The sequence below is a fragment of the Mycobacterium sp. NGS56 genome (assembly GCF_059812425.1).
This window is the reverse complement of sequence record NZ_JCALCQ010000007.1, coordinates 81,351-98,951: the sequence shown is the minus strand read 5'-3', so window position 1 is coordinate 98,951 and position 17,601 is coordinate 81,351. Positions and strand designations below refer to the sequence as shown.

The window sequence follows — 17,601 nt, the reverse complement described above, 5'->3', positions numbered from 1 at the left end:
TAGATTGGCTACTTCCGATAGGGGCACAAACATGACTTCCACCAGGTATGAAGGCGACACCTGGGACCTGGCGTCCAGCGTCGGCGTGACCGCGACGATGGTCGCGGCGGCCCGCGCCATGGCCACCCGCGCCGACAACCCATTGATCAACGACCCGTTCGCCGAGCCGCTGGTCAAGCTGGTCGGCGTGGACCTGCTTTCCCGGTTGGCCGGCGGCGAGCTGGATCCCGCCGAGTTAAATGACGCGCACGACGGTGCCGCGGGGTCCGCCGGGGCGATGTCCCGGATGGCAGACAACATGGCGGTCCGCACCAAGTTCTTCGACGAGTTCTTCCTGGGCGCGACCAACGCGGGCGTCAAGCAGGCGGTGATCCTGGCCTCCGGGCTGGACGCCCGCCCCTATCGGTTGGCGTGGCCGGCCGGAACGGTGGTCTACGAGGTGGACCAGCCACAGGTCATCGAATTCAAGACTCGCGCACTGGCCGACCTGGGGGTCGCCCCCACCGCCGAGCGGCGAGTGGTGGCCGTCGATCTGCGCGACGACTGGCCGACCGCGCTACGCAACGCCGGCTTCGACCCGTGCCAGCCCACCGCGTGGAGCGCCGAGGGCCTGCTGGGCTACCTGCCGCCAGAGGCGCAGGATCGCCTGCTGGACACCATCACCGAGCTCAGCGCGCCGGGCAGCCGCCTGGCCACCGAAAGCGCACCCAACCCCGAGCCCGGCGACGAGGAGAAGATGAAGGAGCGCATGCAGACGATCTCCGAGCGCTGGCGTGCGCACGGTTTCGAGCTGGACATGGCGGGGCTGGTCTACTTCGGCGACCGCAACGAGGCGGCCCCGTACCTGGCCGATCGCGGTTGGCGGCTTAACAGCGCCAGCATCCGAGAATTGTTCGTGGCCAACGGGCTTGACCCGCTCACCGACGACGACATGCGCATGGGTGAGATGCTGTACACCAGCGGCACGCTCGGCGAGAAATAGGAGCCGGGAGGATGACCACCACTACTGGACGCACCGACGGCGACAGCTGGGGTCCGGCGCACAGCGTGGGAGCGACGGCCACCATGGTCGCCGCCTCGCGCGCCGTGGCGTCGCAGGGATCCGCGCCTCTGCTTGACGATCCGCTGGCCGAGCCGCTGGTGCGTGCCGTCGGGCTGGACCCCTTCATCCGCATCATCGACGGCGAAATCGACTTCGAGGACGACCCGCTGTTCAACCGCAAGGCGCGCGCGGAGCAGATCACGGTGCGCACCAGGTTTTTCGACGACTTCTTCACCGGCGCAACCAAAGGCGGTGTGCGGCAGGCGGTGATCCTGGCTTCCGGACTGGACACCAGGGCCTACCGGCTCTCGTGGCCGCCGGGCACTCTCGTCTACGAGATCGACCAGCCGGAGGTCATCGCCTTCAAGACCGACACGCTGGCCGGCCTCGGTGCCGCTCCGACCGCCGAGCGCCGTACCATCAGCATCGACCTGCGCGACGACTGGCCGGCCGCCCTGCGCGAGGCCGGATTTGACGTCACCCAGCCGACCGCGGTCAGCGCCGAGGGGCTGCTCCCCTACCTGCCTCCCGACGCCCAGGACCGCCTGTTCGACAACATCACGGCGCTCAGTGCGCCGGGCAGCCGGCTGGCGACCGAACACGTGCCCGACCCGCACGCGTTCTCCGACGAGCGCCTGGAGCGCATCTCCCAGCGCTGGCAGCGGTTAGGCTTGAATATGAGCGCCGCCGACCTGTTCTACCGGGGCGAGCGCAGCGTCGTCGTCGACTACCTCACCGAGAAGGGCTGGCAGGTAACGGCGACGCGCGCCCGGGAATTGTACGCCCACAATGGTTTCGAGTTCCCCGAGGACGAGATGACGGCCACCTTCGGTGAGCTGAGCTACGTCACCGCCACCCTCAAGTAATGCTGGGGTTAGGGTTCTGACTATGTCACGCACTCACGATGATGAGTGGGACCTGGCGTCGAGTGTCGGCGCGACCGCAACCATGGTCGCGACCGGGCGTGCGATGGCGACCAAGGATCCCCGCGGTTTGATCAACGATCCGTTCGCCGAGCCGCTGGTGCGCGCGGTCGGGGTGGATTTCTTCACCAAGATGATGGACGGCGAACTCGATGTGGATGGGATCGAGAATGCCTCGCCGGTGCGTATCCAGTCGATGGTCGACGGAATGGCCGTGCGCACCAAATACTTTGACGATTACTTCGCCGAGGCCACCGAGGGCGGGGTGCGCCAGGTGGTAATCCTGGCGGCCGGCCTGGACGCGCGCGCCTACCGGCTGCCGTGGCCGGCCGGCACGATGGTCTACGAGATCGACCAGCCGCGGGTGATCGAGTTCAAGAGCACCACCCTGGCCGACGTGGGTGCCGAGCCGACCGCATCGCGGCGCACCATCCCCATCGATCTGCGAGCGGATTGGCCCGCCGCGTTGAAGGCGGCGGGATTCGACACGGCGGCCCCGACGGCCTGGCTGGCGGAGGGACTGCTGATCTATCTGCCGCCGGAGGCCCAGGATCGGTTGTTCGACAACATCACCGCACTCAGTGCGCCCGGCAGCACCATCGCCACCGAATTCGTGCCCGGGATCGTGGATTTCGACGCGGAACGGGTGCGCGAGATGTCCGGCTCATTCCGGGAGCACGGCGTCGACATCGACATGGCGTCGCTGGTTTACGCCGGCGAACGCAACCACGTCGTCGACTACCTGTCCAGCATCGGATGGCGGGCCGAAGGGGTGACCCGTACGGAACTCTTCGAGCGCAACGGCATCGAAGTACCCGCACCGGAGAACGACGACCCCCTCGGTGAGATCGTCTTCATCAGCGCCACGTTAGAGCCGCCCGGGTCCCACCCATAGCGCGCTAGCCCCACCGTAGGACCGTTCGGCGTTGTCCACGATGCCGGCGAGGGTTCGGCTTAGCAGCGCGCCGAGCGCATCGGGCAGCGATGCCGCGCCAGGTTGCGAGGAGGCCCGGGGCCGCAGCAGGTCCAACAGCGATGCGCCCGGGTAGGTCACGGTGCGCACGTCGGTGTCCTCGTCCAGTCCGGCAAGGATTTTCGCCCGCCGCACGGCGGTTCGGAAGCCCCCCAGTTCGTCGACCAGGCCCCGCTCGCGTGCGTCTGCGCCGGTCCACACCCGGCCCCGAGCGACGCGTTCGACGGCGTCGGTGGTCATGTTGCGGCCGTCGGCGACCCGCTCCAGAAAGTCCCCGTACACCTGGTCGGCTTCGGCCTCGCGGTGAGCGCGCTGTTCCGGGGTGAACGGCGACTCGATCGACCACGCATCGGCATTGGCGTTGGTACGCACGGTTTCCAGCCCGACGCCCAGCCGCTCCAGCAGATCGCGAATCACCAGCTTGCCGGTGAACACGCCGATCGAACCGGTGACCGTTGCGGGGCTGGCCACGATCGCGTCGGCGGCCACCGCGATGTAGTAGCCGCCGGATGCGGCGACCGCACCCATCGACGCCACCACCGGCTTGCCGCGTTTGCGAGCCCTTTTCACTTCGCGCCACAGGGTTTCCGATGCGGTGACCGAGCCTCCGGGGCTGTTGACTCGAAGCACGATCGCGGACACCGATTCGTCGGCTGCGGCTTCCCGCACTGCCGCGGCGATGGTGTCGCCGCCGACGGTGGAGGCGCCGAACGGCAGGAACTGGGGCCCGCCACGGCCGTCGACGATCTCGCCGTCCACGTTGATGACCGCCACCGTGGGCTTGGCGCGGCGGCCGGGAACCGGGGGCACCGGCGGCGCCAGCCGCGACCTGGCCGCGCCCGCGTAGCGCGAAACGTACAGCCGCGGTGGTGTTGTATCGGAAACATCCTCCGCTCCAACCATTTCCGCGATACGTTCGTAGGCTTCGTCCCGGAAGCCGATCCGGTCGACCAGACCAGAGGACACGGCGTCCTCGCGCAACAGTGGGGCACGATCGGCGAGCGCGTCGAGCCCGGCGGCGTCGAGCTTGCGTGATTCCGCCACCTCTTGCCACACCTGCTCTTGCAGGCTCTGCAACATCCGGGTGACGGCCTCGCGATGGGCCTCGGTGAAGCCGTGCTCGGTGTATCGGTTCACCGCAGACTTGTATTCACCCCGCGCGACGAATTGGGGTTCGATGCCGGCCTTGTCGAACGCATCGCGCAAAAACGTGGCATTGCTGGCGAATCCGATCAGTCCCACGCTTCCGGCCGGCTGCATCCAGACCTCACCGAAGGCCGAAGCCAGGTAGTACGACAACGTGCCCGGGTAGGTCTCGGCCCAGGCCAGCGACGGCTTCGCGGCGGTGAAAGCCACGACCGCCGCACGCAGCTCCTGCACCGCCGCCGCCGGCGACGGCGTGAGTTGCACACGGGCGATCAGCCCGGCCACCCGCGGATCCTCGGCCGCCCGGTAGATGGCGGCCACGATGTCGCGCAGCGCTGTCGGTCGGCTCCCGCCGCTGATGATGGTCAGCGGGTCAAAGCCCGACGTCTCCGGTGGCATGGCGCGCAAATCCAATTCGAGCACGCAGCCGTTGGGCACGCCGTGATGGCGTGCGGTATCGACCCGTCCGGCCAGGGCCCGAACCTCGTCGACGCCGGGGATCGAAGGAAGGAAAGCGAACATGTCTGCAGACTACCGATGCACGGGCCGTACGGTGGTCGGGTGAGCTTTGCCATCGCGATCCCGCAGTTCGACTACGACGGCTTCGACCCAGCGGGGCTACGCGCTTTTCTCGCGCGCGCCGAAGAACTCGGATTCGAGGGCGGCTGGCTGCTCGAGCAGATCATCGGGCCCGCGCCGCTGCTCGCGCCGCTGGAGCTGCTGGCGTACTGCGCGGCCTGCACCGAGCGGTTGCGCCTGGGCGTCGCGGTCCTGGTGACGTCGTTGCACGACCCGCTGCAATTGGCCTCGGCCGCCACCGCTGTCGATCGACTGAGCCACGGCAGGCTCGACATCGGTGTCGCTCCCGGCGGCGGCAGGCGGAAATTCGCCGCCTTCGGCGTGGACAAGGACACCTTCATCTCGTACTTCACCGAGGGCCTGGAGCTGATGAAGGCGGCGTGGTCCGACGAGCCGAGGGTGACGTTTCACGGTCGATTCCGCGACGTCGACGACCTCCCGATCCAGCCCAAGCCGGTTCAGCGGCCGCACCCGCCGATCTGGTTCGGGGGCCAGGCGCCCAAGGCGCTGGCCCGCGCGGTGCGGCACGGCGACTCATTTTTGGGCGCGGGCTCCTCGACCACCGAGGCGTTCGCCAAGGCGGTGGCCGTCCTGCGCCGCGAGCTCGACGAGCAACGGAAGGACCCCGCGAACTTCACCATCGGCAAGCGGGTCTACCTGATGGTCGACGACGACGCCGCCAGGGCCCGCGAACGCGTGCTCGACGGGCTGGACCGCATCTACGGACGCATGCCCGGCGTGCAGGATGTACCGGTGTCCGGCACACCCGATGACGTGGTGCGCGGGTTGCGTGAGGTCATCGATGCCGGGGCGAAGATGGTGCTACTGAATCCCGTCGGCACCGATGTCGGCGAGAACCATGAGCAGATGGAACGCCTTGCCGCGGAAGTGATTCCGCAGCTGACCTAGCTAGGACAGCTCCGTCGCCGAACCGCCTGCGGCGGTGATCTTCTCGCGTGCACTGGCGCTGAACTTGTGCGCGGTGACCTCGACCTTGACCGTCAGCTTGCCGTCACCGAGGACCTTGACCAGCGAGTTGCGGCGAACCGCGCCTTTGGCCACCAACTCGTCCACGCCGATCGAACCCCCTTGCGGGAAAAGCCGATTGAGGTCGCCGACGTTGACAATCTCGTACTCGGTGCGGAACCGGTTACGGAAGCCCTTCAGCTTCGGGAGCCGCATGTGGATCGGCATCTGGCCACCCTCGAAGGTCACCGGCACGTTCTTGCGTGCCTTGGTGCCCTTGGTGCCGCGACCGGCGGTCTTGCCCTTGGAGCCCTCACCGCGACCGACGCGGGTACGCGCGGTCTTCGAACCGCGCGCGGGCTTGAGATCGTGGAGCTTGATCGTCATTTCGTGCTACCTCCGGTGCCCTTGGCCGTCGCCTCGGCCGGCTCCACCTCGACGAGGTGGCTGACGACCGCGATCAGGCCGCGGGTCTGCGCGTTGTCCTCGCGGATCACCGAGTGGCGAATCCGCCGCAGGCCCAGGGTGCGCAGGGACTCACGCTGCTTCCAGCGGGCCCCGATGGTGCTGCGCACCTGGGTGATCTTCAGTTGACTGCTCATGGTTGCGCCCCCGAAGTCTGGGCCTCTCGTGCCGCCGCACTGGCCATCGCGTCACTTTCGCGGCGCGCCTTGAGCATTCCGGCCGGCGCGACGTCCTCGATGGGCAGACCGCGACGAGCGGCCACTTCCTCGGGGCGCTGCAGCAGCTTGAGGGCGGCGACGGTCGCGTGCACCACATTGATGGCGTTGTCACTGCCCAGCGACTTCGCCAGGATGTCGTGCACGCCGGCACATTCCAGCACCGCACGCGCGGCGCCACCGGCGATCACGCCGGTACCGGGGCTGGCCGGGCGCAGCAGCACCACGCCGGCGGCCGCCTCACCCTGCACCGGGTGGGTGATGGTTCCGCGGATCAGCGGCACCCGGAAGAAGCCCTTGCGGGCCTCCTCGACGCCCTTGGCGATGGCCGCGGGAACTTCTTTGGCCTTGCCGTAGCCGACACCGACCATGCCGTGACCGTCGCCGACGATCACCAATGCGGTGAAGCTGAATCGCCGACCACCCTTGACCACCTTGGAGACACGGTTGATCGCGACAACCCGCTCCAGGTAGTTGCTCTTGTCGCCGTCGCGGTCGCGGCCGCCACGACCGCCGTCGCCACGGCGACCGCGGCTGTCGCGGTCACCGCGCGAGTCACGGCTGTCGCCGGCGCCTTGTCCGCCGGTCGGCTGCTCCGCCATTATGCGGTCCTTCCAGTCGTGTTCAATCTCTTCGTCATTCCGCTGTTCATCAGAATTGCAATCCGTTCTCGCGTGCGGCATCGGCCAGCGCCGCGATCCGTCCGCCGTAGGTGTATCCGCCACGGTCGAAGACCACGCTGTCGATGCCGGCGGCCTTGGCGCGCTCGGCGATCAGCTGGCCCACCCGCACGCTGCGGGCTTTCTTGTCTCCCTGCAGGCTTCGCACATCGTCCTCGATCGACGACGCGGCCGCGACCGTGGTCCCGTTCTCGTCGTTGACCAGTTGCACGTGAATGTGTCGCGCTGACCGATTGATCACCAGCCGCGGACGCTGCGGGGTACCGGCGATCTTTTTGCGCAGCCGCGCGTGCCGACGCAGCCGAGAGATGCGCCGGGTCGCAGAAACGCTCTGCCCCAGCGGCTTTCGCGCGGTGGTGCCAGCTTGTGTTTGCGCCATGATTACTTACCTGTCTTTCCGACCTTGCGGCGGATCTGTTCACCCTCGTAACGCACACCCTTGCCCTTGTACGGGTCGGGGCGGCGCAGACGGCGGATGTTCGCCGAGATCTGGCCGACCTTCTGCTTGTCGATCCCGGTGATGGAAAACTTCGTCGGCGACTGGACGGCGAACGTGATGCCGTCCGGAGCCTCGATCACCACAGGGTGGCTGTAGCCCAGCGCGAACTCGAGGTTGGAGCCCTTGAGCTGCACGCGGTAACCGACGCCGAAGATCTCCATCTTGGTGGTGTACCCCTGCGTCACGCCGGTGACCAGGTTGGACACCAGGGTGCGCGACAGTCCGTGCAGCGAGCGGTTGCGCCGCTCGTCGTTCGGACGGGTGACCACGATCGCGCCATCGTCGTTGCGCGACACGGTGATCGGCTCGGCCACTGTCAGATCGAGGACGCCCTTGGGCCCCTTCACCGACACCTTCTGACCATCGATCGTCACGTCGACTCCGGATGGAACCGGAACCGGCTGCTTACCAATGCGAGACATAGTGTTTCGTTACCTCCCCGCCCTTACCAGACGTACGCGAGGACTTCGCCGCCCACGCCCTGTCGGGCTGCCTGGCGGTCGGTCAACAGGCCCGAGGAGGTGGAGATGATCGCCACTCCCAGGCCGCCGAGCACGCGCGGCAGATTGGTGGATTTCGCGTACACCCGCAAACCGGGCTTGGACACGCGGCGCAGGCCGGCGATGCTGCGCTCCCGGCTCGGCCCGTACTTGAGCTGGACGATCAGCGACTTGCCGACCCGGGCATCCTCGGTCCGGTAGTCGCTGATGTAGCCCTCGCTCTTGAGGATCTGGGCGATGTTTGCCTTCAGCTTCGAGTGCGGCAACGTCACCTCGTCGTGATACGCCGAATTGGCGTTGCGCAGCCGGGTCAAGAAGTCTGCGATCGGGTCCGTCATCGTCATCGAGCGCCACTCCTCTTCATCGCTGCGCTCTGCATCGTCGTTGTCGCAGTCATGACAGTGTCTGTCACCTTCCTCGCGGTGGTTCCCGGTCCGGGCCTGCCGCGCACCTTTTCTCCGGTTGGTCTTGGGGGTTCGGGCTGTTACCAGCTGCTCTTCTGCACACCGGGCAGTTCGCCCGCGTGCGCCATCTCGCGCAGGCAGATCCGGCACAGGCCGAACTTGCGGTAAACCGCGCGCGGGCGGCCGCACTTGTTGCAACGCGTGTAGCCGCGCACCGCGAACTTCGGCTTGCGTGCGGCCTTGTTGACCAGTGCCTTCTTAGCCATGTACTCAGTTCTCCTTGAAGGGAAAGCCGAGAGCCCGCAACAGCGCTCGTCCTTCGTCGTCGTTCGTCGCCGAGGTGACGACGTTGATGTCCATGCCGCGGACCCGGTCGATCTTGTCCACGTCGATCTCGTGGAACACCGACTGCTCGGCCAGCCCGAAGGTGTAGTTACCGACACCGTCGAACTGTTTGGGCGAAAGCCCGCGGAAGTCGCGGATACGGGGCAGCGCGATCGAGGTGAGCCGGTCCAGGAATTCCCACATCCGGTCACCGCGCAGGGTGACCCGCGCACCGATCGGCATGCCCTCACGCAGTTTGAACTGCGCGATGGACTTGCGCGCGCGACGGATCTCGGGGCGTTGCCCGGTGATCAGACTCAGGTCGCTGACCGCGCCGTTGATTAACTTCGCGTCCCGCGCCGCATCGCCGACACCCATGTTGACGACGACTTTGGTCACCGTCGGGATCTGCATGACGTTGGCGTAGCCGAACTGCTGCTGCAGCGAATCACGAATCTCGCTGCGGTAGCGCTCTTTCAGGCGCGGCTGAACTTTTTCTGCAGTACTCATCAGATGTCCTTGCCATTGCGCTTGGAGATACGGACCCGCTTGCCGGTCTCGTCGTCGACCCGGTAACCGACGCGAGCGGGCTTACCGTCCGAGTCGACGACCATCACGTTGGAGACGTGGATTGGGGCTTCCTGGGTGACGATGCCGCCCGACCGCGCTCCGCGCTGGTTGGTCGAAATCGCGGTGTGCTTCTTGATCCGGTTGACGCCCTCGACCAGCACGCGGTCACGCTCCGGGTAAGCCTGCAGGACCTTGCCTTTGGCGCCCTTGTCCTTGCCGGCGATGACCAGCACGGTGTCGCCTTTACGGACCTTCATTTACAACACCTCCGGGGCAAGCGAGATGATCTTCATGAACCGCTTCTCGCGCAGTTCGCGGCCCACCGGCCCGAAGATGCGCGTCCCGCGCGGGTCGTTGTCGGGCTTGATGATCACCGCGGCGTTCTCGTCGAACTTGATGTAGCTGCCGTCGGGACGGCGGCGCTCCTTGACCGTGCGCACCACGACGGCCTTGACGACATCCCCACGCTTGACGTTGCCGCCGGGAATGGCGTCCTTGACGGTGGCGACGATGACATCACCGATGCCGGCGTAGCGTCGCGACGAACCGCCGAGCACACGGATGCACAAGATCTCCTTGGCGCCGGTGTTGTCGGCGACCTTCAGTCGCGATTCCTGCTGAATCACTCGATCTCCTGACCTGGTTGCGTGTGCACGGCAGGAGAACCCACCGGGGTGAGCATTCGGCGGGCATGGCCCACCAAAAAACCTGACGTGCGCGGTCTTCGTCACCGAAGGGCACGCGGGGCCGATTCGCACCGGCCGAGGTCTGCCCAAGGCAACCCCTAGAGTCTAGGGGACGACCAGCTCAGAGCCAAATTCTGCGCGAAGCCGGATGAGATGGGGAGCATCGTGCTCCGCTGAAGGCGTCGAATCGCCCAGGATCACAATCATGGCACCCTCTTGAACAGCGAAAACGCCTGGTGACGCCCTCCTTCGGGAACTACACTTCCGCCATGTTCTCGGAGACGCGTTATGCGATGAACGGGGACTTGCGCGTCGCCTACCGGGCGTCGGCACAGGGCGAGCGCGACATCGTGTTCGTCCCGAACTGGTTCACATGCTGCGAGACCTTTCCGGAGCTGCCGTCGATCCAGGGTTGGATCGACGCGATGACATCGCTCGGTCGGCTGATCTTCTTCGACCAGCCGGATACGGGAGCCTCCGATCCCGTCAGGTCGGGCGCGCAGCCGACCTTGGAGCAATGGGCCGACAGCATCACGGCGGTGCTTGACGATCTCGGAAGTCGCGAAGCGGTGCTCCTGGCAAGCGACGGCGGGTCCGCGACAGGGGCGCTGTTCGCAGCAACACATCCGTCTCGCACAAGCGCACTGGTCATGCTTGAGGGCTACGCGGATCCGGTGGCTGAGCGCGATACAGGGACCCAGAGAGTCCTGGCAGGCATGGTCGCCACGTGGGGAACGGGCGCGTCCGTACATGCAGTCAATCCGGACATGCCATGGAACGAGGAGATTCGGGCGACATGGGCGCGACACGAACGCCTGGCGGCGAGCCCAGGGACCGTTGCTCTCCGCCAACGGCTCGTGACCGAAGTAGACGTGCGGGCCGTGCTTCCCACGATCCGTGTTTCAACGCTCGTCCTCCATCACACTGACGACCCGATCATCCCGGCTGCTAGGGGCAAATACGTCGTCGATCACATGCCGGGCGCGAAATACGTTGAGCTGCCGGGACATAACCTGTACCACTTCGTGGAACCGTGGCGCGAGTCGTTTCAGGTAATCGCCGAGTTCATCACAGGCCAGCAGCCCGACGTGCCGGACGACCGGGTTCTCGCCACCGTGTTGTTCACCGACATCGTGGACTCGACTCGCCGGGCTGCGGAGATGGGCGACCGCGACTGGCGCGCGCTGCTTGATGCGCACGACGCGATTGTGCGGTCGCAGCTTGCCCGCTTCCGTGGCCGTGAGGTGAACAGCACGGGTGATGGTTTTCTGGCGATGTTCGACGGTCCGCAGCGAGCGATCCGTTGCGCCATGGCAATTCGCGATGCCATGCAGGCCCTCGGCATCCAGGTGCGCGCCGGTCTGCACACCGGCGAGTGCGAGGTCCGCGGCGATGACATCGGCGGGATCGGTGTCCACATCGGCGCGCGCGTGAGTGCGCAGGCCGGGCCGAACGACGTACTGGTGTCTAGCACGCTGCGCGACTTGGTGATCGGGTCGGGACTCGAGTTCGAGGACCGCGGCGCGCACCAACTCAAGGGGGTCCCGGGCGAGTGGCGTCTGTTCGCCGTTGCGTCCGCGTAAACGGTTGCCCGGCAATCAGAATGGCGGTGGATCCCCGTCGCCGTCGGCGGGGGGTGCTTGACCGAAGTACACGGCCTCGCGTTCTCGAAGTTTCGGTTGCCGGGCGTCGTGGTTTTGCCTGCGTTCGGTGGCGATCCGTGCGGCGCGATTTTGGGCGCGGGTGCGCGTGCGTCGGGGCATCATGGCGGTGCGCTCGGCGCAGCCCTCGGGTTTGGGTGCGACGGGTGCAGGCGCGTTGCCGGTGGGCGCGCATAGGGACGGAAACAGCAGCGCGCTGCCCGGGGTGGTGATGTAGGTATGTCCGTCAGGCAGCGTCCAAATCACGGTCCCATCCGGTAACTGTCGGTCGCGCCAGCCCCAAAACGTTTTCAAAAGGTGGTGTAGACGGCACAGCGCCTTGAGGTTCGAGGCGTGCGTAGCGCCGCCCTGGGCGTACGGGATCGTATGGTCGAGATCGCATTCGGTGGCCGGACGGTCACAGCCCGGGGCCCGGCACGTCAGATCGCGGCAGCGCACAAAGTCCGCCAGCTTGACCGAAGGGACGTAGCGGGATTCGGCGTCCGCCGGTGCGGTCAGCGGTACCAACCGTGCCGACTTGGCCAGCTCGGCCACTACCTCGGCCGGGATAAGACCCTCAACGCCGGGCAACACAGCCGGGGTGGACCCGCGACCCTCGAGGCTGGCTTGCTCGGCGACCACGTGGATCACCACGTTGCTCTTGAGCGCCACCGGGTCCGCAGCGCAGTCACCCCGCCCGCAGCCACACACCAGTCGCTGGGCACCGGCGGCCAACGCCCCCAACGCATCCGCGCGCCGCTGTGTGGCGGTCCGGGGATCGGAGGCGCACACGGTGGCCGCCAACGCATCAAGGCGGCGGTTCAAGGCCTGACCATCGGTGCCAAACACGCTGGCGCTCACATACGCCATTCCCGACTCGTTGGCCAGCACATCCACGTAGCGATCGCTGACCGCGTCCTTGGCGCGACGCACCGCGTCGGCATCGACCAAGGCGACCACCCGGTCCACCGCGGCGGCTAAGCCGCCGCGGGTCAGCGAGAGGCGCCGCGACACCAGCGCCGCAACCTGCGCATCGACGCGGGCCAACACCTCGGCATCCGTGACCAGGTCGGTGCGGAACACGATCGTCTGAAACGCCCGATAGTCGAGGTGGCCGGCCCGAAACGCCTTACCGACCTCCGGCAGCCGATCCCGCATCGCCATCGCATAGCGCAAATAGCTATGGCCCATCGCCACGCTGCATCCCAGCGCCGCACCCACCTGTGCGGCCACCGCATCCCACGCATCGGCCGACCAGTCCGCGCACTCCCCCGACTGCCGGCAGCGCAGGACCAGCAACTCACCGACGGCGACCAGCCGCTCGGCGGCCGCCTGCGCCTCCGCGCGCCCGGCCTCACGCGCCCGGTTCAGCAGCGCCGCCGACTCCGGCGTCTCCCGCGAGGCAGACCACCACTCGAACATACGTTCGATTATGCCAGCGGGGTACGACAACCTCCGTCGCCCTGCTGCATCTACGCGACGATGTACAAAGTCATCACGTGACCACTAGCTAGCGCGACGGCAAGTCCGCCACGCAGCGAAACCCGATGTGCGTCGTCGCGGAGTCCTGTGACTGCGGTGACCGGGCGGCAGGACGGTAGCGGTGGCAGTACTCCGGCGCGCACAGGTGGCTGCCGCCCTTCAACGTCTGGTTGACGGACGGATCGGCGGGACCCGACGGAGCACAGCAGGATTTGGGCGGCTCGTCGAGCCGGTGATGCGCGCCGTACTCGGTGGCCGTCCACTCCCACACGTTGCCGATCATGTCGAGGAGTCCAAAGGCGTTGGGGGCGAACGTCCCAACGGGCGATGTTCCCACCCAGCCGAGCGCCCCCTCATTGCGGTACGGGAAGTCGCCCTGCCAGGTGTTGGCCATCAGTCGGCCATCGCTGGTGGCCTCGTCGCCCCACGAGTAGGTCCTTGTGGATCCGGCCCGGGCCGCATACTCCCACTCGGCCTCGGTCGGCAGCCGCCGGCCGGCCCAGCGCGCATAGGCCGCCGCGTCCGGATACGCCACCTGCACAACCGGATGGTCGTCGCGTTCCGCGACGTCGCTGCCGGGGCCGAACGGGTGGCGCCAGCTCGCTCCCGGCACCCACTGCCACCACTGCCGCCAGTCGCGTAGGTCGACCGGCCCGGGTGTCGGCCGGAAAACCATTGCGCCGGGGCACAAATCGTCTGGGTTCGCTCCCGGGTACAGCGCCGGGTCGATCGGCTGCTCGGCCACCGTCACATACCCGGTGGCGTCGACGAAGTCGGCGAACTGTGCGTTGGTCACCGGGTGTCGTTCCACCGCAATCCGACCCACCACCACGGTGTGGATCGGCGCCTCTTCGGGGTAGAAGCTGGTCGACCCCATGCGGAATGACCCGCCCGGCAGGTCAATCAGCTCGCTCAGCACCCCGCCAGGCTACGCCGTGAGCGTGGAGAGGGCCGTACGATGGGCCGTCGGCGCGATGTTTGCACGGCCGAACCCCTGCCGAACAATTAGCGCGCCGCCGCATCAGTCTCGTGAAAAGGCAAGCGCGATTTCGGCTTCCACGTCCACATAGGGCCGGCCGGACAGGTCAACGGTGACCGCGGTGATGGTGCCGCCGGTGAATGCGAACGGCGCCTTATAACGGCTGGACACTCCCGACCCCCCGTTGCGCCCGACCGTGATACCTGCACCGGCCAGCCCAAAGGTTCCGGGGTGGGTCGTCACCCCCGTCAGCGTGCCGACCACCTTGTCGTCGATGAAGAGCGTGACGTCACCCAGCGGCGTGTGACTGTTCTCGACCGTCCCGGTCCGCGAATAGCCGGCACCGAACAGATGTCTGCCCAGGGGCACGGCGTTCGACGACGAGACCTCCTGCTGGCGCTCGCCGAGGAAGTTGTACACGTAATGCAGTCGGCCGTCCTGGATGAAAAGCACATGCCCGCCGTGCGCGCCGCCCTGCTTGAACAGCACACCCTCGGCGCCGGTGGTATCGACGGTCACCTCGGCCAGCACCGAGAACGACCGGCCGCGGATTTCGGCGCCGGCACCGATGCCCACATCGGCGCAATCGGGATAGTAGATGTAGCTGTTCCGTTCGCTGACCAGATACGGCCGCGACCGCCCGAGCGTCTCCAGGATGTTCAGATCCGACAGCGGCAACCCGTTGTACTTGGCCGCCTCCGCGAACCACAGTGCCTTGAGTTCTTCTAATTTGTCCGGGTTTTCGGCCGCGAGGTCGTGGCACTGGCTGCGGTCGGCCTCGATGTGGAACAGTTCCCAGCGGTCGGCGTCGAAATGCGACCAGCCGGCCGGGGTGGCCGCGTGTACGGTGTTGGCGAACCAGCCCTGGTGCCAGATCCCGCGCGTGCCCAGCATGGTGTAGAACTGGGTGCTCTTGCCAGTATCGGCGCCCGGATCGGCCAGGGCCGCTTTGAAACTCACGCCATCCAGCGGTTTCTGGGCAATGCCCTTGACGGTTTCCGGCGGCGTCATCCCCAGCAGCTCGTAGACGGTCGGGGTGATGTCGCAGACGTTGACGTAGTTGTCGCGAACTTCCCCGTGCGCGGCAATGCCGTTGGGCCACGAGATGATTGCCGTGTCGGCGATGCCACCCTCATGGGAGGCGTAGCGCTTGTACAGCTTGTAGGGCGTGTTGAACGCCATCGCCCATCCGATCGGGTAATGGTTGTAAGTCTTTGGGCCGCCGAGGTATTCGTACAGCTTCATGCTTTCTTCGACGGTGTCGATGTAGCCGTTGAAGAACTTGCCCTCGTTGACCGACCCGTTCGGTCCGCCCTCACCGCTGGCGCCATTATCGGAAATGACCACGATGATGGTGTTGTCCAGCTGGCCCGACTCCTCGAGATAGTCCAAAACCCGGCCGATCTGGGCGTCGGTGTAGCTCAGGAACCCGGCGAACACCTCGGCCATCCGGGAGAACAGCCGCTTCTCTTCATCATTCAGCGAATCCCAGGGGCGCACCGTGTCCTGCAGCGGCCAGGGCTCACCGCCCGGCCCCTGCACGTCCAGATACGGGTTGATCGGGGACAATTCGGTGTCGGCCGGCACGATGCCCAGTGACTTCTGCCGCTCCAGCACCACCTCGCGGTAGCGCTCGTAGCCCATGTCGAACTTGCCGGCGTACTTGTCGGCCCATTCGGAGAAGACGTGGTGCGGCGCGTGCCCTGCGCCGGGGCACACGTAGGAGAACCAAGGTTTGTCCGGCGCAATCACTTTGGCGTCGCGGATGAATTCGATCGTCTTGTCTGCGATGTCCTTCGACAGGTGGTAGCCGTCCTCCGGGGTGCCGGGCGCAGTCACCGGGTGGTTGTCGTAGACCAGGTCCGGATACCACTGATCGGTCTCCCCGCCCATGAACCCGTAGAACCGCTCGAAGCCGCGCGAGGTCGGCCAGTGCCGCTTCGTCGAGGCGAGGTTCGATTCCTCGAGGGGCGTCAGGTGCCACTTGCCCACGCAGTAGGTGTTGTATCCCCGTTCGGCGAGAGCCTCGGAGAGCAGGGCGGTTTCGAACGGGATGCGACCGTTGGAGTTGGGAAAGCCCTCGGTGAACTCCTCGATGGTGGCCATGCCGACGGTCGTGGCGTTGCGGCCGGTGAGCAACGACGCCCGGGTCGGCGAACACAGCGCGGTGGTGTGGAATTGCGAGAGCCTGATGCCACGCTCGGCGATGCGCGACATGGCGGGCATTTCGACCAAGCCGCCGAAGCAGTCCCAGGTCGCGATGCCCGTGTCATCCCACACCAGGTACAGGACGTTGGGCGCGTTCTCGGGCGCGGTCGGTGCGGCGTAGGGCCCCCAGTCGGGTTCGGAATCCCGGATGTCGAGCTCGATCTTGCCTGTGAACGACTGCCCCGACCCAGCCACCATCGTCAGCCTCGCTCTCGTAACGGACTTGCCGAACGTGCGTGCAGACTACACCCGAGACCGGGCGTTTAGGTGCTGGTACCGAAAGGGCTTACTTCGCCTTTTCCAAAATTTCGACGAGCCGCCAACGTTTGGTCGCCGACGTCGGGCGGGTCTCCATCAACGAGACGCGGTCGCCGATACCGGCGGTGCTGTTCTCGTCGTGCGCCTTGACCTTGGTGGTGGTCCGGATGATCTTGCCGTACAGCGAGTGACGCACGCGGTCTTCGAGCTCGACGACGATGGTCTTCTGCATCTTGTCGCTCACCACGTAGCCGATGCGCACCTTGCGGCGGCCCCGCACCTTCGGGTTGGCCGGAGTGTTCTTGGGGCCCTTGTCCTTCGACGCGGCCTCGGTTGCGGCCTTTCTAGGGGCGGCCTTTTTGGCGGCAGCCTTCTTGGGGGCAGCCTTCTTGGCTTCTGCCATCACGATTCCTTACCGTCGGGACCCTCGGGTCCACTAGCCAAGCCCAGTTCTCGTTCGCGCAGCACGGTGTAGACGCGCGCGATCTCCTGACGCACCGTGCGGAGCCGGCGGTTGTTGGTGAGCTGTCCGGTCGCCATCTGGAAGCGCAGGTTGAACAGCTCTTCCTTGGATTCGCGCAACCGCTCGGTCAGCTCCTCTTCGGTGAGCTCACGCAGTTCACCAGGCGAAGTTCCCACTGCCATCAGAACCGATCCTCTCGAGTCACGATGCGTGCCTTGATCGGCAACTTGTGGATTGCGCGGGTCAGCGCTGCCCGGGCGGTCTGCTCGTTGGGGTAGCTGAGCTCGAACAGCACCCGGCCCGGCTTCACGTTGACCACCCACCACTCCGGCGAACCCTTACCCGAACCCATCCGGGTTTCGGCGGGCTTCTTGGTCAGCGGCACGTCGGGGAAGACGTTGATCCACACCTTGCCGCCACGCTTGATGTGCCGGTTGATGGCGATACGAGCGGACTCGATCTGCCGGTTGGTGACGTAGGCGTGCTCTAGAGCCTGGATGCCGTAATCACCGAAGTTCACCGCCGTTCCGCCACTGGCGATACCGCGCTGACGGGGATGGTGTTGCTTGCGATGTTTAACCCTGCGGGGAATCAACATG

The 17,601-nt window shown here is 66.5% G+C and carries 22 protein-coding genes; 5 read left to right on the top strand and 17 right to left on the bottom strand.

The annotated features are described in order from the left end of the window. Window positions 1–31 precede the first annotated feature (31 nt). From AC5Y4F_RS17775 to AC5Y4F_RS17765, 3 genes are read left to right on the top strand one after another with little or no spacing between them, the layout of a single operon-like run. Window positions 32–982 carry a class I SAM-dependent methyltransferase gene (locus AC5Y4F_RS17775; RefSeq protein ID WP_499997736.1) on the top strand — a complete coding sequence of 317 codons (951 nt, stop codon included), beginning with the start codon at window positions 32–34 and terminating at the stop codon, window positions 980–982. Between the two features lie 11 nt (window positions 983–993). Continuing rightward, on the top strand, window positions 994–1,908 hold the full coding sequence (locus tag AC5Y4F_RS17770; RefSeq protein ID WP_499997735.1) for a class I SAM-dependent methyltransferase: 915 nt from the start codon (window positions 994–996) through the stop codon (window positions 1,906–1,908). Window positions 1,909–1,930: 22 nt separating this feature from the next. Beyond that, window positions 1,931–2,860, top strand: coding sequence for a class I SAM-dependent methyltransferase (locus tag AC5Y4F_RS17765; protein WP_499997734.1), 930 nt, complete (start codon window positions 1,931–1,933; stop codon window positions 2,858–2,860). On the opposite strand, the gene sppA is transcribed toward AC5Y4F_RS17765, so the two are convergent. Continuing rightward, window positions 2,834–4,606, bottom strand: coding sequence for a signal peptide peptidase SppA (sppA, locus tag AC5Y4F_RS17760; RefSeq protein ID WP_499997733.1), 1,773 nt, complete (start codon window positions 4,604–4,606; stop codon window positions 2,834–2,836). The two genes, AC5Y4F_RS17765 and sppA, sit on opposite strands and share 27 nt — an antisense overlap. A 39-nt stretch (window positions 4,607–4,645) precedes the next feature. On the opposite strand from sppA, the gene AC5Y4F_RS17755 reads away from it, so the two are divergent. Further along, a complete protein-coding gene (locus AC5Y4F_RS17755) occupies window positions 4,646–5,572 on the top strand; it encodes an LLM class flavin-dependent oxidoreductase (RefSeq protein WP_499997732.1) in 927 nt (308 codons plus the stop codon). Here the strand turns inward: AC5Y4F_RS17755 and rplO are convergent, their stop codons facing one another. From rplO to rplN, 10 genes are all read right to left on the bottom strand, one after another. Continuing rightward, window positions 5,573–6,016 carry a 50S ribosomal protein L15 gene (gene rplO, locus AC5Y4F_RS17750; RefSeq protein WP_499997731.1) on the bottom strand — a complete coding sequence of 148 codons (444 nt, stop codon included), beginning with the start codon at window positions 6,014–6,016 and terminating at the stop codon, window positions 5,573–5,575. After that, window positions 6,013–6,231, bottom strand: a complete 219-nt coding sequence (rpmD, locus tag AC5Y4F_RS17745; RefSeq protein WP_067929794.1) for a 50S ribosomal protein L30 — start codon at window positions 6,229–6,231, stop codon at window positions 6,013–6,015. The genes rplO and rpmD overlap by 4 nt, the downstream gene beginning before the upstream one ends. Then, complete coding sequence (rpsE, locus tag AC5Y4F_RS17740; protein WP_067346345.1) at window positions 6,228–6,911, bottom strand: 30S ribosomal protein S5; 684 nt, start codon at window positions 6,909–6,911, stop codon at window positions 6,228–6,230. Before rpsE ends, rpmD begins: the two co-directional genes overlap by 4 nt. Window positions 6,912–6,960: 49 nt before the next feature. Then, window positions 6,961–7,329 carry a 50S ribosomal protein L18 gene (rplR, locus tag AC5Y4F_RS17735; RefSeq protein ID WP_082947397.1) on the bottom strand — a complete coding sequence of 123 codons (369 nt, stop codon included), beginning with the start codon at window positions 7,327–7,329 and terminating at the stop codon, window positions 6,961–6,963. A 41-nt stretch (window positions 7,330–7,370) separates the two neighbouring features. Further along, a complete protein-coding gene (gene rplF / locus AC5Y4F_RS17730) occupies window positions 7,371–7,910 on the bottom strand; it encodes a 50S ribosomal protein L6 (RefSeq protein WP_066999330.1) in 540 nt (179 codons plus the stop codon). 23 nt (window positions 7,911–7,933) lie between these two features. Continuing rightward, window positions 7,934–8,332, bottom strand: coding sequence for a 30S ribosomal protein S8 (gene rpsH / locus AC5Y4F_RS17725; protein WP_008260619.1), 399 nt, complete (start codon window positions 8,330–8,332; stop codon window positions 7,934–7,936). 140 nt (window positions 8,333–8,472) lie between these two features. Further along, window positions 8,473–8,658, bottom strand: coding sequence for a type Z 30S ribosomal protein S14 (locus AC5Y4F_RS17720; protein WP_067929796.1), 186 nt, complete (start codon window positions 8,656–8,658; stop codon window positions 8,473–8,475). Between the two features lie 4 nt (window positions 8,659–8,662). After that, on the bottom strand, window positions 8,663–9,226 hold the full coding sequence (rplE, locus tag AC5Y4F_RS17715; protein WP_067122532.1) for a 50S ribosomal protein L5: 564 nt from the start codon (window positions 9,224–9,226) through the stop codon (window positions 8,663–8,665). Continuing rightward, window positions 9,226–9,543: a 50S ribosomal protein L24 gene (gene rplX / locus AC5Y4F_RS17710; protein ID WP_067929797.1), complete on the bottom strand. Its 318-nt coding sequence runs from the start codon at window positions 9,541–9,543 to the stop codon at window positions 9,226–9,228. Before rplX ends, rplE begins: the two co-directional genes overlap by 1 nt. After that, window positions 9,544–9,912 (bottom strand): 50S ribosomal protein L14, encoded by a 369-nt coding sequence (rplN, locus tag AC5Y4F_RS17705; protein WP_003403649.1) that lies wholly within the window; start codon window positions 9,910–9,912, stop codon window positions 9,544–9,546. Between the two features lie 329 nt (window positions 9,913–10,241). On the opposite strand from rplN, the gene AC5Y4F_RS17700 reads away from it, so the two are divergent. Continuing rightward, the gene (locus AC5Y4F_RS17700) at window positions 10,242–11,555 is read left to right on the top strand and encodes an adenylate/guanylate cyclase domain-containing protein (RefSeq protein WP_499997730.1); all 1,314 of its coding nucleotides are present in this window, start codon (window positions 10,242–10,244) and stop codon (window positions 11,553–11,555) included. A 15-nt stretch (window positions 11,556–11,570) separates the two neighbouring features. Here the strand turns inward: AC5Y4F_RS17700 and AC5Y4F_RS17695 are convergent, their stop codons facing one another. From AC5Y4F_RS17695 to rplP, 6 genes are all read right to left on the bottom strand, one after another. Then, window positions 11,571–13,034, bottom strand: coding sequence for an HNH endonuclease signature motif containing protein (locus AC5Y4F_RS17695; protein WP_499997729.1), 1,464 nt, complete (start codon window positions 13,032–13,034; stop codon window positions 11,571–11,573). 88 nt (window positions 13,035–13,122) lie between these two features. After that, complete coding sequence (locus AC5Y4F_RS17690) at window positions 13,123–14,013, bottom strand: formylglycine-generating enzyme family protein (RefSeq protein ID WP_067936506.1); 891 nt, start codon at window positions 14,011–14,013, stop codon at window positions 13,123–13,125. Between the two features lie 102 nt (window positions 14,014–14,115). Continuing rightward, window positions 14,116–16,479, bottom strand: a complete 2,364-nt coding sequence (locus tag AC5Y4F_RS17685) for an arylsulfatase (protein ID WP_499997728.1) — start codon at window positions 16,477–16,479, stop codon at window positions 14,116–14,118. An 88-nt stretch (window positions 16,480–16,567) separates the two neighbouring features. Then, window positions 16,568–16,945 (bottom strand): 30S ribosomal protein S17, encoded by a 378-nt coding sequence (gene rpsQ, locus AC5Y4F_RS17680; protein WP_156750113.1) that lies wholly within the window; start codon window positions 16,943–16,945, stop codon window positions 16,568–16,570. Next, window positions 16,942–17,184 carry a 50S ribosomal protein L29 gene (gene rpmC, locus AC5Y4F_RS17675; protein ID WP_067936512.1) on the bottom strand — a complete coding sequence of 81 codons (243 nt, stop codon included), beginning with the start codon at window positions 17,182–17,184 and terminating at the stop codon, window positions 16,942–16,944. The genes rpsQ and rpmC overlap by 4 nt, the downstream gene beginning before the upstream one ends. After that, window positions 17,184–17,600 (bottom strand): 50S ribosomal protein L16, encoded by a 417-nt coding sequence (gene rplP / locus AC5Y4F_RS17670; protein WP_067936515.1) that lies wholly within the window; start codon window positions 17,598–17,600, stop codon window positions 17,184–17,186. Before rplP ends, rpmC begins: the two co-directional genes overlap by 1 nt. Window position 17,601 lies beyond the last annotated feature (1 nt).

Bases quoted from the DNA above. Each gene is read 5' to 3' on its own strand.
- AC5Y4F_RS17775 (WP_499997736.1), top strand. From the start codon at position 32: ATGACTTCCACCAGGTATGAAGGCGACACCTGGGACCTGGCGTCCAGC.
- AC5Y4F_RS17770 (WP_499997735.1), top strand. From the start codon at position 994: ATGACCACCACTACTGGACGCACCGACGGCGACAGCTGGGGTCCGGCG.
- AC5Y4F_RS17765 (WP_499997734.1), top strand. From the start codon at position 1,931: ATGTCACGCACTCACGATGATGAGTGGGACCTGGCGTCGAGTGTCGGC.
- sppA (WP_499997733.1), bottom strand. From the start codon at position 4,606: ATGTTCGCTTTCCTTCCTTCGATCCCCGGCGTCGACGAGGTTCGGGCC.
- rplO (WP_499997731.1), bottom strand. From the start codon at position 6,016: ATGACGATCAAGCTCCACGATCTCAAGCCCGCGCGCGGTTCGAAGACC.
- rpmD (WP_067929794.1), bottom strand. From the start codon at position 6,231: ATGAGCAGTCAACTGAAGATCACCCAGGTGCGCAGCACCATCGGGGCC.
- rpsE (WP_067346345.1), bottom strand. From the start codon at position 6,911: ATGGCGGAGCAGCCGACCGGCGGACAAGGCGCCGGCGACAGCCGTGAC.
- rplF (WP_066999330.1), bottom strand. From the start codon at position 7,910: ATGTCTCGCATTGGTAAGCAGCCGGTTCCGGTTCCATCCGGAGTCGAC.
- rpsH (WP_008260619.1), bottom strand. From the start codon at position 8,332: ATGACGATGACGGACCCGATCGCAGACTTCTTGACCCGGCTGCGCAAC.
- AC5Y4F_RS17720 (WP_067929796.1), bottom strand. From the start codon at position 8,658: ATGGCTAAGAAGGCACTGGTCAACAAGGCCGCACGCAAGCCGAAGTTC.
- rplE (WP_067122532.1), bottom strand. From the start codon at position 9,226: ATGAGTACTGCAGAAAAAGTTCAGCCGCGCCTGAAAGAGCGCTACCGC.
- rplX (WP_067929797.1), bottom strand. From the start codon at position 9,543: ATGAAGGTCCGTAAAGGCGACACCGTGCTGGTCATCGCCGGCAAGGAC.
- AC5Y4F_RS17700 (WP_499997730.1), top strand. From the start codon at position 10,242: ATGTTCTCGGAGACGCGTTATGCGATGAACGGGGACTTGCGCGTCGCC.
- AC5Y4F_RS17695 (WP_499997729.1), bottom strand. From the start codon at position 13,034: ATGTTCGAGTGGTGGTCTGCCTCGCGGGAGACGCCGGAGTCGGCGGCG.
- AC5Y4F_RS17685 (WP_499997728.1), bottom strand. From the start codon at position 16,479: ATGGTGGCTGGGTCGGGGCAGTCGTTCACAGGCAAGATCGAGCTCGAC.
- rpmC (WP_067936512.1), bottom strand. From the start codon at position 17,184: ATGGCAGTGGGAACTTCGCCTGGTGAACTGCGTGAGCTCACCGAAGAG.
- rplP (WP_067936515.1), bottom strand. From the start codon at position 17,600: ATGTTGATTCCCCGCAGGGTTAAACATCGCAAGCAACACCATCCCCGT.